Here is a 14,604-nt window from a genome sequence, read left to right as displayed (position 1 = left end):
GTAAGGGCGCGCTGATGAGCCAGACAGCGCGCTCCCGGGGCCTGCTCGCCGCCGTGGCCACGCTCGGCGTCCTCGCGACGTCGGCGTGCTCCTACGTCGTCATCGGCACGCCGTCGTTGCAGGGCATGCCCTCGCAGTCGGTCGACGACGGGACGCTGCAGATCGTCGGCTCCACCGACAACCCGATCGACGCGCTGTCGCGCAACGCCCTGGCCGACCTGGAGACCTACTGGTCGCAGACGTTCCCCGACGTCTACGGCGAGCAGTTCCCGCCGCTGGCCGGCGGCTACTTCAGCGTCGACCCGGACGACATCGACCCGGCGGCCTACCCCGAGGGCATCGGCTGCGGCACCGACCCGCGCGACCTGGAGAACAACGCCTTCTACTGCTCCTCGCAGGGCGTGCCGAACTCCGACTCGATCAGCTACGACCGCGCCTTCCTCGGCGAGCTGGCCTCCCAGTACGGCGAGGTGCTGCCGCAGCTGGTGATGGCGCACGAGTTCGGCCACGCCGTGCAGGGGCGGGTGGGCTACCCGCGGACGTCGATCGCCACGGAGACCCAGGCCGACTGCCTCGCCGGCGCGTGGACGGCCTGGGTGGCCGACGGCAACGGCGAGTACTCCTCGGTCGACACCGCCGACCTCGACCAGCTGCTGCGCGGCTACTTCCTGCTGCGCGACCCGGTGGGCACCGGCTCCGGCGAGCAGCAGGCGCACGGCTCCTACTTCGACCGGGTCTCGGCCTTCCAGGAGGGCTTCGACGACGGCGCGACGGCCTGCCGCGACCGCTTCGGCCCCGACCGGGTCTTCACCCAGGGCGAGTTCACCAGCGACGCCGACTTCGCCAGCGGCGGCAACGCGCCCTTCCCCGACACCGAGGACATCCTCGCGGCATCGCTGCCGGAGTTCTGGGACCGCGCGTTCACCGAGGTCCTCGACGCGCAGTTCACCGAGCCGGAGCTGCAGAGCACCGACGGCCCGCCGTCCTGCGCGCCGTCCGACGTCGCGCTCGTGTACTGCCCCGACGGCGGCGACGGGTCGGGCCTGGTCGCCTACGACGCCGACTTCGCCTCGGCCGCCTACGACCTCGGCGACTTCGCGCTGGTCACCGGGGTCGCGATCCCGTACTCGCTCGCCGCCCGCGACCAGCTCGACCTGTCCACCGACGACACCGCGGCCCTGCAGTCGGCGGTCTGCCTCACCGGCTGGTACTCCGCGCAGGTCTACAACGCCCAGCTGACCTCGGTGACGATCTCGCCCGGCGACCTCGACGAGAGCGTGCAGTTCCTGCTCGAGTACGGCAACGACCCGGACGTGCTCGCCGACGTCGAGCTGACCGGCTTCCAGCTCGTCGACCTGTTCCGCGCCGGCTTCCTGAACGGCGCGGCCAGCTGCGACGTCGGCGTGTGACCCCGGGTCAGTACAGGGCGGCCATCAGCTGACGGCGGGCGGCGACGACCCGGGGGTCCTCGGCGCCCACGACGTCGAACAGCCCGACCAGGTGCACGCGCGCGGCGTCGCGGTCCTCGCCGGCCGTGCGCCGCACGGTGTCGACCAGGCGGGCGAAGGCGCCCTCGACGTCGCCGGTGCCGAGCAGGAAGTCGGCGGCGCGGGTCTGCGCCGCCACGTCGTCGGGGGCGGCGTCCGCCTGCGCGACGGCGTCGGGGCCGGCGTCCTCGGCTCGGCGGATGAGCCGCACCTGGCTGAGCGCGAGACCGGCGACCGGGTGGTCGGGCTCGGCCTCGAGGATCGCGGCGTAGGCGGCCTCGGCGGCCTCGAGGTCACCGCGCTCGAGCGCGGCCTCGGCGGCGTCGAGGCGGGGGTCCTCGAGGCCGTCGTCCTCGCCCTCGGCCGCGCCGGGGACGGCGCCGCCGGTGGTGGCGCGCACCAGCTCGGTGACGAACTGGCGGGCCTGCTCCTCGGGGATGGCGCCGGTGAACTCGGCGACCAGCTGCCCCTGCCAGACGGCCTTGACCGCGGGGATGCCCTGCACGCGCAGGCCCTGGGCCAGCGCCGGGTTGGCGTCGACGTCGACCTTGGCGAGCACCCACGAGCCGCCGCCCTCGGCGGTGAGGCGCTCGAGCACCGGGGACAGCTGCTTGCAGGGGCCGCACCACTCGGCCCACAGGTCGAGGACGACCGGCACCTGGAAGGAGCGGTCGAGGACCTCGGTCTGGAAGGTGGCCTCGGTGACGTCGACGACCGCCGAGCCGGGCGCGCCCGCGGGGGCCGCGGCGCTGGGCGGCGGCGCTGCCTGGGCCCGGGCGGCGGCCTCGGAGCGCGCCTTGACGGCGGCGAGGTCGACCGCACCGGCGAGGGAGGCGGCCAGCTGTGCCTGCTGGGCCTGCGCGCGCGGGTCGGGGCGTCCGGGACGGGTGGGCTGCATGGCTCCCATGATCCCACCGGCGCGGACGCGCCGTGTCAGCCCTCGGCGGACGGGGCGGGGTCGAGCCCGGCGACGTCGCCGGCGCCCAGGCGGACCCGGCGCAGCAGCTCGAACAGCGTCTCCTGCTCGGCCTCGGGCAGGTCGTCGAGGCCGAAGCCGAGCGCGGTCAGCTCCCCGGTGGCGGCCTCCACCACGGCGCGGCCGCGCTCGGTGATGCCGGCGAGCACGCCGCGGCCGTCGGCGGGGTTGGGTCGGCGGTCGACGTAGCCGGCCGCGGCGAGCCGGTCGATGGCGTTGGTGACGCTCGTCGGGTGCACCATCAGCCGGCTGCCGATGACCTTGAGCGGCAGCTGCCCGGTGCGGCTGAAGGTGAGCAGCACGAGCACCTCGTAGCGGGCGAAGGTCAGCCCGTGCGGGCGCAGCACCTCGTCGAAGCGGGCGAGCAGGATCTGCTGGACCCGGAAGACCGACGTCGCCGCGCGCATCGCCGAGGCGGGCCCGAAGTGCTGCTCCCAGGTCTCCCCCGCGCGCTCGATCGGGTCGAACGGCAGCCCCAGCGCCCGGACCATGCGCCCGACGCTACCTGGGCTGATCGTCCGTCCCCCGGCGAGATGCGGCTCAGCGTCGTCACCCGGGCCCCGATGACCGCCCAGGACCGCATCTCGGTGCCGCCTGTGGACGACGCCGACGTCGCGCCGGCGGGAGCGGCAGCATCCCCACCCGTGTCCCGACCGCCGGCCCGCCCGACCCAGCTGGTGGGCCGGGTCTTCCGCGGCTCCGCTGTCGTCCGGGCCGGGCTCCTGACGCGGTCGCAGCTGCGCAGCTCGGCCTGGCGGCGCCTGTTCCCCGACGTCTACGCGTGCACCACGGCGCAGGTGGACCACGCCGTCCGGGCCCTGGCGGTGAGCCGGCTGCTGCTCCCGGGCGCCGTCGTGAGCGGGCGCAGCGCCGCCGTCCTGTGGGGAGTGGCCCTGGCGGAGGCCGCTGACGACGTCACCTGCACCGTCACGCCCTCCGTCCGCGCAGGCGAGGTGCCCGGGATCGTCCTCACCCGGCGGCACCTCCGCGCGGACGAGACAGCGACCCGGCGCGGCACCCGCGTGACCACGCCCCTCCGCACGGCCCTGGACCTGGCCCGAACCCGCCCGCTCGAGGACGCGGTCGTCGACGTCGACCGGTTCCTCCGTACCGGGCTCCTCGACCTGGCGGCCCTGCGCGAGGCGGCGGCCGCGCTGACGGGCCGGGACTGCCGCCACGTCCGGAGCGTCCTGGCGCTGGCCGACGGGCTCGCCGAGTCCCCTCAGGAGACGAGGCTCCGGCTGCTCCTGCTCAGGTCGGGGCTGCCGCGACCCGTCGCCCAGCACGTCGTCCGTGACGGCACGCGCTTTGTCGCCCGGGTCGACCTCGCCTGGCCCGACCGGCGCATCGCCGTCGAGTACGACGGGCTCTGGCACGCCGACCCCGTGCAGTTCCGCGCCGACCGGCAGCGGCTCAACCGCCTCACCGCGGCCGGCTGGCTCGTCGTCTTCGTCACGGCCGCGGACCTGCGGGACCCCGCGCAACTGCTCACCCGCCTGCGGACACTGCTCGCCGCACCGAGATCCGCCTGAGGGGCGTCATCAGGGGCGCAGAACGACCCTCGGACGGATCTCGACGCGGCGGGCCGGAGCGGCAGAGCGGGTGTCAGGCGGCGGGGCGCAGGCGCGGGACATCGCGGACGCCGAACACCTCGCGCAGCGCCACGCGGGCCGCGTTGTCGCCGCACGCGCCGTGCACCGCGGGCCCGGGCGGGGTGGCCGCCGAGGCGAGGTACACGCCGTCGACCGGCGTCTTGTAGGTGTTCCACCGCGGCACCGGGCGGGCGAGCATCTGCCGCAGCGACGCCTCGCCGTTGGAGATGTCCCCGCCGACGTGGTTGGGGTTCCACGCCTCCATCGCCGGGGCGTTCTTCACCGCCCGCGCGACGATCGTGTCCCGGAAGCCGGGGGCGAAGCGCTCCACCTGCGCCTCGATGGCGTCGGTCATGTCCACCGGCGAGCCGTGCGGCACGTGCACGTACGCCCAGAACACGTGCCCGCCCTCGGGCGCCCGGGTCGGGTCGACGACGGTCGGCTGGACGGCGAGCACGTAGGGCTTGTCGGTGATCCGGCCGGCCGCGGACGCCGCCTCGCCGGCGATCGTCTCGGTGAGGTCGCCGGCGACGTGGACGGTGCCCGCGCGGCGCACCTGGGGGTTGGTCCAGGGCACCGGCTCCGACAGGACCCAGTCCACCTTGAAGACGCCCGGCCCGTGCTTGTACCGCGACACCCAGCGCCGGTAGCCCGGGTTCACACGGTCGCCGGCCATCTCGACGAAGGCCCCGGGCGTCGTGTCGAGCAGCACCGCGGGGACGCCGTCGAACTCGCGCAGGTCGGTGACCCGGTGGCCGGTCACCACCTCGCCGCCCTGCTGCTCGAGCGCGGTGACCATCGCGTCGGCCAGCCGCTGCGAGCCGCCCTCGACCAGCGGCCACCCGCGGTGGTGGGCCAGCATCCCGAGCACCATGCCCAGGCCCGCGGTGAGCGGCCGGCCGAGGTCGAGCATCCCGTGCGCGGCCGCCCCGCCGATGAGTGCCCGCGCCTCGTCGGTCTCGAAGTACCGGTGCACCAGCCAGCGCACGTTGGGCAGCGCGTTGAGCGCGAAGTGCGTGATCGCGCCGACGCTGCGGGTGGGCAGCCGCCGCAGCCGGCTCATGAGGAAGAAGTCGATGACGTCCTGGCCGTGCTCGACGAGCGGCTCGAACAGCCGCCGGTAGGCCGCGCCGTCGGAGCCGAGGCCCTCGGCGGTCTCCTCCAGCGAGTACCGCGACACCGCCGCCCGCCCGCCGTCGAGCGGGTGCGCGTAGGCGATCTCCGGGTGCACCAGCCGCACGCCGCGGCTGGGCAGGTCGAACTCGCGGAAGAAGGGCGCGGCGGCGGCCATCGGGTGCACGCTCGAGCAGGTGTCGTGCCGGTAGCCGGGCCGGGTGAGCTCCTCGGTGCGCATCCCGCCACCGGGCTTGTCGGCCGCCTCGACCACCTGCACCCGCAGTCCCGCGGCGGCCAGCCGGAGGGCTCCGGCCAGGCCGTTGGGTCCCGATCCGACGACGACGGCGTCCGGCTTCCCGTTCACCGGGACAGTCTGCCCGCGGGACCTGGGAGCCGCCCGGTCACAACGAGGCGAGGAGCCGGTCGGCGGCGCGGTAGGGGTCGGTCTCCCCCGCCACCACCTCGGCGGCGAGCGCGCCCAGCGCCGCCGACCCGCGCACCTCGCCCATCCGCTCGCGCAACCCGGCCAGCGCGATCGCCTCGATCTCGCGGGCGGCCCGCTCGGCGCGGCGGCGGGCGCCCTCGCCGGAGGAGTCCAGCCAGCGGCGGTGCTCCCCGACCTCGGCGAGGACCCGGTCGATCCCCTCGTCGCGCGAGGCCACGGCCCGCACGATCGGCGGTCGCCACGCGCCCGGGCCGGTGTGCCGCCCGCCGAGGGACTGCGCGTACCGCAGGTCGCGCACGGTGGTGTCGGCGCCGTCGCGGTCTGCCTTGTTGACGACGAACACGTCGGCCACCTCGAGGATCCCCGCCTTCGCCGCCTGGATGCCGTCGCCCATCCCGGGCGCGACGAGCACGAGCGTGGTGTCGGCGAGCGAGGCGATCTCCAGCTCCGACTGCCCGACGCCGACGGTCTCCACCAGCACCACGTCGCAGCCGGCCGCGTCGAGCACGCGCAGCGCCTGCGGGGTCGCCCAGGCCAGCCCGCCGAGGTGGCCGCGGGAGGCCATCGACCGGATGTAGACGCCGCGGTCGCCGGCGTGGTCCTGCATCCGCACCCGGTCGCCGAGCAGGGCGCCGCCGGAGAACGGCGAGGACGGGTCGACGGCGAGCACGCCCACCCGCCGGCCGGCGGCCCGCAGCGCGCGGACCAGCGCCGTCGTCGTCGTGGACTTGCCCACCCCGGGCGAACCGGTCAGGCCGATGACCTGCGCGTGCCCGGTGTGCGGGGCCAGCGCCGCGGCGACCTCGCGGAGGACCGGGCTCGCGTCCTCGACCAGCGAGATCAGCCGGGCGACCGCGCGGGCCTCGCCGTCGCGGGCGCGGGCGACGAGGTTGGGGACGTCGACAGCGCGCCGGCCCCGCCGCCCACGGGGGGCGACGGGGCCGGGCGTCGCGACGGCCGTGCCGTCCAGGACGACGCCGTCCGAGGTCACGCCTTCGCGGGCACGTGCAGGATCAGCGCGTCGCCCTGGCCGCCACCGCCGCACAGCGCGGCCGCCCCGACGCCGCCGCCGCGACGACGCAGCTCCAGGGCCAGGTCGAGGACGATCCGGGCGCCGCTCATGCCGACCGGGTGGCCCAGCGCGATCGCGCCGCCGTTCGGGTTGACCTTCTCCGGGTCGATGCCGAGCTCGCGGGTGGACACGATGCCCACCGCCGCGAAGGCCTCGTTGAGCTCGACGAGGTCGAGGTCCTTCGGGTCGATGCCCTCGCGGGCGCAGGCCTTCTGGATCGCCCGCGACGGCTGGCTCTGCAGCGTGGCGTCCGGACCGGCGACGACGCCGTGCGCGCCGATCTCGGCGAGCACGGTGCAGCCGAGCTCGGCGGCCTTCTCCGCGGACATGACGACCACCGCGCACGCGCCGTCGGAGATCTGGGAGGCGGTGCCGGCGGTGATGGTGCCGTCCTTGGCGAAGGCCGGCTTGAGCTTGGCGAGGGTCTCGACCGTGGTGTCGGCGCGGATGCCCTCGTCCTCGCGGAACTCGATGGGGTCGCCCTTGCGCTGCGGGATGAGGACGGGGGTGATCTCCTCGTCGAAGACCCCGTTCTTCTGGGCGCGGGCGGCCTTCTGGTGGCTCTCCGCGGCGAAGGCGTCCTGCTCCTCGCGGGTGAGCTGGTACTGCGCGTTGGCGCGCTCGGTCAGGGCGCCCATGGCGATCTGGTCGAAGGTGTCCGACAGGCCGTCGTGGGCCATCGAGTCGACCAGCGTGGCGTCGCCGTACTTGGTGCCGGTGCGGGAGCTCGGCAGCAGGTGGGGCGCCTGCGTCATCGACTCCATGCCGCCGGCGACGACGACGTCGAACTCGCCGGCGCGGATGAGCTGGTCGGCCAGCGCGATCGCGTCGAGGCCGGACAGGCAGACCTTGTTGAGCGTGAAGGACGGGACCGTCATCGGGATGCCGCCGGCGACCGCGGCCGGGCGGGCCGGGTTCTGGCCGGCGCCGGCCTGGATGACCTGGCCCATGATCACGTAGTCGACCTGGTCGCCGCTGATGCCCGCGCGCTCGAGGGCCGCCTTGATGGCGACGCCGCCGAGGTCGGCGGCGGAGAAGTCCTTGAGCGAGCCGAGGAGCCGGCCCATCGGGGTCCGGGCGCCGCCGACGATGACCGAGCGGGACATGCTGCCTCCAAGGGCGCGTCGCCGACGCTGGCGACCGCGGATCGGGCCGCACCCGCAGGACAGCGAGTCGCGGCGAACGGGCTGCCGGTCAGGATAGATCGGTTCTCCAACCGGGTCGACGGGCCGCCCGGGGGTCCCGTCGTCCGCCGGGCAGCGGGCGGTCCGGGGCGGACCCGCGGGGCGTGATGCCCGCCACACGGGAGAGTCGTCTCAGACGTCTTGCGCCAAGATGGCCCGATGACCGCCGACGCCCCCGCGGGTCTGCCCGCCGAGCTGTTCACGACCATCGACCACGTCGGGATCGCCGTCCCCGACCTGGACGAGGCGATCGCCTTCTACGCGGACACCCTCGGCGTGCGCTCGGTGCACGAGGAGACCAACGAGGAGCAGGGCGTCCGGGAGGCGATGCTCGCCGTCGGCACCGGGGAGACGCGCATCCAGCTGCTCGCCCCGCTCACCCCCGAGTCGACGATCGCCAAGTTCATCGGGCGGTCGGGCCCCGGCCTGCAGCAGCTCGCCTTCCGCGTCGACGACGTCGAGGCCGTCAGCGCCACGCTGCGCGAGCGCGGCCTGCGCCTGCTCTACGACACCCCGAGGCGGGGGACGTCGGACAGCCGCGTCAACTTCGTCCACCCCAAGGACGCCGGCGGGGTGCTCGTCGAGCTCGTCGAGCCCGCCCGCACCGCGCACTGACCCGTCGCCGGGCCGGGTGAGACGTCCGCCACGGTCTCGCCGACCGCCCTCGCGACGCCCGGTTACCCATCGGTAACCTCCGCCGCACCGCACCACCCTCCGAGCCAATGAAGACCCGGGAGACACACGTGGACGCCATCAGGGACGCCATCCTCGCCGACCAGCTCAGTGACATCGGCGGCCTGCCGGTGCCGGAGTCCTACAAGGCCGTGCTGGTCCGCAAGGACGAGCAGGACATGTTCGCGGGCCTGCCTCCCAAGGAGAAGGACCCCCGCAAGTCGCTGCACGTGGAGGAGGTCGCCACCCCGGAGCTCGGCCCGGGCGAGGCGATCGTCGCCGTCATGGCGTCGTCGGTGAACTACAACACCGTCTGGACGTCGATCTTCGAGCCGGTCAGCACCTTCGGCTTCCTCGAGCGCTACGGCCGCCAGAACGACCTCACCAAGCGCCACGACCTGCCCTACCACGTGGTCGGCTCCGACCTCGCCGGCGTCGTGCTCGAGGTGGGCGCGGGCGTCAACAAGTGGAAGCCCGGCGACGAGGTCGTGGCCCACTGCCTGTCGGTCGAACTCGAGGACCCGGCCGGCCACGACGACACGATGATGGACCCGCAGCAGCGGATCTGGGGCTTCGAGACCAACTTCGGCGGCCTCGCCGAGCTGGCGCTGGTCAAGAGCAACCAGCTCATGCCCAAGCCCGCCCACCTGTCGTGGGAGGAGGCGGCCGCCCCCGGGCTGGTCAACTCCACCGCCTACCGGCAGCTGGTCAGCCGCAACGGCGCGGCCATGAAGCAGGGCGACGTCGTCCTCATCTGGGGCGCCTCGGGCGGCCTGGGCTCCTACGCCACCCAGATGGCGCTCAACGGCGGCGCCATCCCCGTCTGCGTCGTCTCCTCCCCCGAGAAGGCCGACATCGTCCGGTCGATGGGCGCCGAGCTGGTCATCGACCGCTCCGCCGAGGGCTACCGGTTCTGGAAGGACGAGCAGACCCAGGACCCCAGGGAGTGGCAGCGCTTCGGCAAGCGGATCCGCGAGCTGACCGGCGGGGACGACGTCGACATCGTGTTCGAGCACCCCGGCCGCGAGACCTTCGGCGCGAGCGTCTACGTCGCCAAGAAGGGCGGCACGATCGTCACCTGCGCCTCCACCAGCGGCTACATGCACTCCTACGACAACCGCTACCTGTGGATGAACCTCAAGCGGATCGTCGGCTCGCACTTCGCCAACTACAAGGAGGCGTGGGAGGCCAACCGGCTCATCGACAAGGGGCTCGTGCACCCGACCCTGTCGAAGACCTACGCCATGGACGAGGTCGGCCAGGCCGCCTACGACGTCCACCACAACCTCCACCAGGGCAAGGTCGGCGTGCTGACCCTCGCCCCCGAGGAGGGCCTCGGCGTCAAGGACGCCGAGAAGCGCGAGAAGCACCTCGCCGCGATCAACCGCTTCCGCGGCGTGTGACCACCGTCCCCGGGCCCGGTCGACCGGGTCCGGGGACCGTGGCATGCTGCCCGCCCGGGCGCCCCTCGCGGGCGCCCGGGCACCCCGGGGGGGACCGCTTCGTTGACCGACGGGGCGCGGTCCGGGGGCTCGGTGGCCCGCGGCGCGGGCCCCGTCCGACACGCTGACGACACCCCCCGACTCTGCGAGGATGAACCGCATGACCGATCCCCGCCGCGACCTGCTGCCCATGCGCGAGGCACAGCACTCGTTCGACGTGGTGCTGCGGGGCTTCGACCGCCACCAGGTGGCCGAGACGATCGAGCGTCTCGAGGCCGACATCCGGGTGGCGCTCGCCGACCGGGACGCCGCGGCCGGCCGCGTCAGCGACCTCGCCGGGCAGCTCTCGGCGATGCACGCGGAGATCGACCAGCTGCGCCGCAGGGCCGCCAACCAGGGCCCGGCCACGTTCGAGAACATGAGCGAGCGCATCTCGCACATGCTCCGGCTCGCCGAGGAGGAGGCCGCCGACATCCGCGGCGCCGCCGAGCAGGAGGCCCGCGCGCTGCGCGAGCAGACCGCCGCCGAGGAGCGCGCGATGCTCGAGCGGCACGCCGCCGGGCGGGCCGAGGTCGAACGGATGCTCGCCGAGGCCCGGCAGAACGCCGAGCAGATCGCCAGCAAGGCGCAGATCCGCGCCGACGAGCTGGTCACCAAGGCGCAGGAGAAGGTCGCCCGCCTCGACGCCGAGTCCCAGGCCCGCCGCACCAAGGTCGAGCAGGACTTCGACATCGCGCAGCGCGCCCGCCGCGACGAGGCCGCGCGCGCCGCCGACGAGCGCGAGCGCGCGTCGGTGCAGGCCGCGCAGGACCGGGTCGCCGCCGCCGAAGCGCACGCCGCCCGCATCGTCGGCGAGGCCGAGGCCTCCGCCGCCGCCATCCGCCGCATCCGTGACGAGCTGACCGGCCGCCTCGTCGAGGCCCGGCGGGTGCTGTCCGCCCTGCCCGAGCTCGGCGACCGCCCGCAGCGCCGCCCGGCGGGCCCGCAGCAGCCCCAGCAGGGTCCCGCCCCGCAGGGCCAGCAGGCCCCGGCGGCCCAGGGTCCGGCGGCCCAGGGCACGGCCCCGCAGGCCCCGGCGCAGCAGCCGCGGCCGGGGGCGACCCAGGAGGCGCGCCTCCCCCGCCGCGAGCCGCAGGGCCCGCCCACGGCCATGCAGCCCGCCGTCGGCCCGCAGACCGGGATGCAGCCGGCGGTCGGCCCGCAGACCGCCGTCCAGACGGCCGTCCAGCCCGCGGCGCAGCCCGCCGGGGGCCCGCAGACGGCGCCGCCGCGGCCCGCGCCCGGCCGGGCGGCGACCGCGCCGCAGCCGGTGACCCAGCCGGCCACGCAGCCGCCCGGCGCCTCGCCCGAGCAGACGCAGTCGATCCGCCCGGTGCACACCAGCGCGCAGGACGAGGGCCGGCACTCCGGCGGCTCGACCCGCGTCGACAGCGCCCGGCCCGACAGCGCCCGGCCCGAGGGCGCCCCGGCCGAGGAGTCCCGGGCCCCGGGCGAGGACCCGCAGACGCAGGTCCAGCCGGCCGTCGACCCGCGGGACACCGGCAGCCAGCCGGCCGTCCCCGGGCGGCGCTGAGACCCGCCCGCACTTCTCCGGCGACGCAGCGCGACCGGCGCGCGGACGGCGGCCCGGCAGGGTAGGCAGGACCCGTGCCTGACGCCGCCGGACCGGAGGGCACCGGACCACGGCACGCCGCTCCCGAGGACGACGACGGCCCCGCGCCCGGTGCCGCCCCGGCGCGGACGCCCTCCCGCGCCCGGCACCGGCGGCGCCCGGCCCTGTCGGGACCGCCGGGCCGGGGCACGCTGCTGGCCCTCGTGCTCGCCGTACTGGTCGTCGGCGCCGCGTTCGTCCCGCGGCTGACCGGCGACGCCGGCGGCAGCACCACCGGCCCGTCCCCGGCCGCGCCGTCGTCCGGGTCGACCGCCGCCGCGGCGTCTCCCGCCGCCGGCGCGACCTCACCTGCCGACTGGCTGGCCGCCGCGCTCCCGCCGTCGACCGACCTCGCCGCCACGGCCGGCGTCCGCGAGGAGCTCGCGGCAGAGGGCGTGCCGGCCGACCGGCTGCGCCCCGCCGAGCAGAGCGCGTCCTCGGGGAGCCTGCTCGCCGTCGTCGGGCCGGCGCCGGAGGGCGCGCGGGTGGTGGCCGCCTTCGACCGGCCCGGGGACGGCAGCCGGATGCTGGTGGTCGACCCCGCGCCGGCCGAGCCGACCGCCGAGGAGCTCGACCGCCGCCGCGCGCTGGCCGACGCGCTGCTGGCCAACCCGGCCACCGGCGAGGACCCCGCGGTCACGGCCGTCCTGCGGTCCGGCGACGTCGACGCGCGGCTGCTGAGCATGCTCGCCGCCGTCGCCGCGCGGGAGGGCGTGCGCATCGCCGGGTTCCCCGCGCTGCCCGGCGAGGAGGCCGGCGACGCCCCGGCCCGGCGGGTGCTGGTCGGCGCCGTGGCGGGCGCGCCCGTGCCCGCCGACGCGGCGGCCACGGCGTCGCTGCGCGAGTGGCTCGACGCCCAGCTGCCGCCCTACCGCCCCGACGACGTGCAGGTGACCGACGCGGGCGTGCTGGTGTCCTTCCACTACGCCTCCACGCCCGACGCCCTGGTCAGCGCCGCGGCGGGCTGACGGCGCGCCCGGACGGACCTCGGCGTGCGACCCGCCCGGGCGGGGGGTAGACGTGGGGCGGTCGCCCGGCTCCGCCGGTGCGCGGGGTGCCGCGAGCAGCGCGGGTTCGTACACGGGGAGGACGCAGTGACGAGGACGAGCCGGGTCCTGGCGGTGGCGGCATTGACGGCGGGCCTGGCGGGCCTGCCGCTGCCCGCGGCGAGCGCCGCCGACGGGGGGCTGCTGCGCCTGGCGCACCTGTCGCCCGACACCCCCGCGGTCGACGTGTACGTCGACTCGGTCGCCGACCCCGCCGCCGGGCAGGTGTTCCCGGCGGTCGGCTACGGCACGGTGTCGGACTACCAGACCGTCCCGGTCGGCACGTACGCCATCAGCATGCGGGCCGCGGGCGCCGCCCCCGACAGCCCGCCCGTGCTGTCGACGACGGTGCAGGTGGGCACCGACTCCGCCCGCACGGTGGCCGGCGTCGGGCCCTTCGCCGACCTGGGCCTCGAGGTGCTCGAGGACGACCTGACGCCGCCCGCGGCCGGGTCCTCGCGGGTGCGCGTGATCGCCGCCGCGGCGAGCGCGCCGACCCTCGACGTCGCCGTGCCCGGCGGCCCGTCGGTGGCCACCGACCTCGCCTTCGCCGAGACCACCGGCTACGTGGACGTGCCTGCCGGCGCCACCAGCATCAGCGTCACGCCCGAGGGCGGGCAGGCCACCGACCTGCCGGTGCAGGTGGACGCGGGCTCGGTCTACAGCGTGCTCGTCCTCGACCGCCCGGGTGGCGGCCTGAGCGTGCAGACGGCGCTCGACGCGGCCAGCCCCGGCGTGGTCCCCGCGGGCGGCGTGGAGGCGGGTGCCGGCGGGACGGCCGGGGACTCCCCGTCGCTGCCGGTCGTGCTCACCGCGACGGCCGGTTCGCTCGCCGCGGGCGGCGGGCTGCTGCTGGTCGCCTCCCGGCGCACCGCAGCCGCCGGCCCGGGGCACGCCGCCCGCGCCCGGCACGCCGCCGGCCCGCGGGCGCGGTGACCTCCACCCGGCAGCGCACCGCCCCCCGCCGCGCGCGGCACCGCGCACCCCGCCGGCGGGGGGCGGTGCTGCTGCGCGCCGTCGTCGGGGTGCTCGCCCTGGCCGCCGGGGCGGCCGTCCTGCTGGCGCCCGGGTCGCCATCCCCGGCCGGCGCGGCGGAACCGTCGTCGGCCCCGTCGCCGGCCCCGTCGTCGGCCGGCCCGGTGGTGCTGGCCGCCCGGCCGCCCGCGACGACGGCGGTGCCCACCCGGGTGCGGGTGCCGGCGATCGGCGTCGACAGCGCGCTGGTCGACCTCGGCCTCGACGGCGCCGGCGCGCTCGAGGCGCCCGCCGACTTCGCGCTGGCCGGCTGGTACGCCGACGGGCCGGTGCCCGGCGAGACCGGCCCCGCGGTCGTGGCCGGGCACGTCGACTCGACCGCGGGCCCCGCGGTGTTCTTCCGGCTGCGCGAGCTCGCCCCCGGCGACGAGGTGCTCGTCGACCGCTCCGACGGCACGACCGCCCGGTTCACCGTCACCGGCGTCGAGCGGCACCCGAAGGACGCCTTCCCCACCGAGGCGGTCTACGGCCCCACCGCCGACGCCCAGCTGCGGCTGGTCACCTGCGGCGGCGCCTTCGACCGCTCGGTGCGCAGCTACGAGGACAACGTGGTGGTCTTCGCGCGGCTCGTCTAACGGCGGCGGTCGCGGGCCCGCCAGCAGGCGGTGTGCCAGTGCCGGCGCAGGTCGGCCGCGGAGTCGGTGTCCCACGGCTCGAGGTCGGAGTCGCGGGCGTAGGCGGGCCACGTGACCACGTGCGGCGTGCCGGGCCGGATCTCCTGGTCGCAGCCGGGGCAGCGGTAGGCCTTGGTGCTCGCGGCGCCGCTCAGCTGCCGGACGACCCAGTCGCCGTCGCTGGCCTCCTCGACCGGCTCGGGGCGACGCGACAGCGGGGGGCGGCCCCCCGGCCGCCCCCCGCTGCTCCGTCGTCCCCGGCGCGGCACGGC

Annotated in this window: 14 protein-coding genes; 8 read left to right on the top strand and 6 right to left on the bottom strand. The window is 76.4% G+C overall.

All coding sequences use genetic code 11. The annotated features are described in order from the left end of the window. Positions 1–14: 14 nt before the first annotated feature. The gene (locus tag BUE37_RS18250) at positions 15–1,409 is read left to right on the top strand and encodes a neutral zinc metallopeptidase (protein ID WP_073421732.1); all 1,395 of its coding nucleotides are present in this window, start codon (positions 15–17) and stop codon (positions 1,407–1,409) included. 7 nt (positions 1,410–1,416) lie between these two features. Here the strand turns inward: BUE37_RS18250 and BUE37_RS18245 are convergent, their stop codons facing one another. Further along, positions 1,417–2,385, bottom strand: a complete 969-nt coding sequence (locus BUE37_RS18245) for a tetratricopeptide repeat protein (protein ID WP_073421731.1) — start codon at positions 2,383–2,385, stop codon at positions 1,417–1,419. Between the two features lie 35 nt (positions 2,386–2,420). After that, positions 2,421–2,954 carry a MarR family winged helix-turn-helix transcriptional regulator gene (locus BUE37_RS18240; RefSeq protein WP_073421730.1) on the bottom strand — a complete coding sequence of 178 codons (534 nt, stop codon included), beginning with the start codon at positions 2,952–2,954 and terminating at the stop codon, positions 2,421–2,423. A 153-nt stretch (positions 2,955–3,107) separates the two neighbouring features. On the opposite strand from BUE37_RS18240, the gene BUE37_RS18235 reads away from it, so the two are divergent. Continuing rightward, entirely contained in the window at positions 3,108–3,995 is an 888-nt protein-coding gene (locus BUE37_RS18235) for a hypothetical protein (protein WP_073422007.1), read from the top strand. A 73-nt stretch (positions 3,996–4,068) separates the two neighbouring features. Here BUE37_RS18235 and BUE37_RS18230 read toward each other — a convergent pair whose 3' ends face one another. Genes BUE37_RS18230 through BUE37_RS18220 form a run of 3 tightly spaced genes read right to left on the bottom strand, consistent with a single transcriptional unit; the run spans position 4,069 to position 7,794 of the window. Beyond that, positions 4,069–5,535 (bottom strand): phytoene desaturase family protein, encoded by a 1,467-nt coding sequence (locus BUE37_RS18230; protein WP_073421729.1) that lies wholly within the window; start codon positions 5,533–5,535, stop codon positions 4,069–4,071. Positions 5,536–5,572: 37 nt separating this feature from the next. Continuing rightward, positions 5,573–6,607 (bottom strand): methylmalonyl Co-A mutase-associated GTPase MeaB, encoded by a 1,035-nt coding sequence (gene meaB / locus BUE37_RS18225; protein ID WP_245794712.1) that lies wholly within the window; start codon positions 6,605–6,607, stop codon positions 5,573–5,575. Then, on the bottom strand, positions 6,604–7,794 hold the full coding sequence (locus tag BUE37_RS18220) for an acetyl-CoA C-acetyltransferase (protein ID WP_073421728.1): 1,191 nt from the start codon (positions 7,792–7,794) through the stop codon (positions 6,604–6,606). Before BUE37_RS18220 ends, meaB begins: the two co-directional genes overlap by 4 nt. A gap of 237 nt (positions 7,795–8,031) precedes the next feature. Between BUE37_RS18220 and mce the strand changes: the two genes are divergently transcribed. The 6 genes from mce (at position 8,032) to BUE37_RS18190 (ending at position 14,293) form a co-directional block, all read left to right on the top strand. Beyond that, on the top strand, positions 8,032–8,487 hold the full coding sequence (gene mce, locus BUE37_RS18215) for a methylmalonyl-CoA epimerase (RefSeq protein WP_073421727.1): 456 nt from the start codon (positions 8,032–8,034) through the stop codon (positions 8,485–8,487). Between the two features lie 128 nt (positions 8,488–8,615). Next, on the top strand, positions 8,616–9,947 hold the full coding sequence (ccrA, locus tag BUE37_RS18210; protein WP_139253034.1) for a crotonyl-CoA carboxylase/reductase: 1,332 nt from the start codon (positions 8,616–8,618) through the stop codon (positions 9,945–9,947). Between the two features lie 199 nt (positions 9,948–10,146). Further along, the gene (locus BUE37_RS18205; RefSeq protein WP_073421725.1) at positions 10,147–11,559 is read left to right on the top strand and encodes a hypothetical protein; all 1,413 of its coding nucleotides are present in this window, start codon (positions 10,147–10,149) and stop codon (positions 11,557–11,559) included. Positions 11,560–11,633: 74 nt separating this feature from the next. Further along, positions 11,634–12,605 (top strand): hypothetical protein, encoded by a 972-nt coding sequence (locus BUE37_RS18200; protein ID WP_073421724.1) that lies wholly within the window; start codon positions 11,634–11,636, stop codon positions 12,603–12,605. Between the two features lie 126 nt (positions 12,606–12,731). Next, entirely contained in the window at positions 12,732–13,619 is an 888-nt protein-coding gene (locus BUE37_RS18195; RefSeq protein WP_073421723.1) for a DUF4397 domain-containing protein, read from the top strand. Beyond that, positions 13,616–14,293: a class F sortase gene (locus BUE37_RS18190; protein WP_245794710.1), complete on the top strand. Its 678-nt coding sequence runs from the start codon at positions 13,616–13,618 to the stop codon at positions 14,291–14,293. Before BUE37_RS18195 ends, BUE37_RS18190 begins: the two co-directional genes overlap by 4 nt. Here the strand turns inward: BUE37_RS18190 and BUE37_RS18185 are convergent. Next, positions 14,290–14,601: a hypothetical protein gene (locus BUE37_RS18185; RefSeq protein WP_073421722.1), complete on the bottom strand. Its 312-nt coding sequence runs from the start codon at positions 14,599–14,601 to the stop codon at positions 14,290–14,292. The genes BUE37_RS18190 and BUE37_RS18185 overlap by 4 nt on opposite strands. Positions 14,602–14,604 lie beyond the last annotated feature (3 nt).

Origin of the sequence: Geodermatophilus nigrescens (assembly GCF_900129495.1) — a bacterium.
Taxonomy (GTDB): Bacteria; Actinomycetota; Actinomycetes; order Mycobacteriales; family Geodermatophilaceae; genus Geodermatophilus; species Geodermatophilus nigrescens.
The sequence above is the reverse complement of the archived record's forward strand: the minus strand, read 5'-3'. Positions and strand labels throughout refer to the sequence as shown.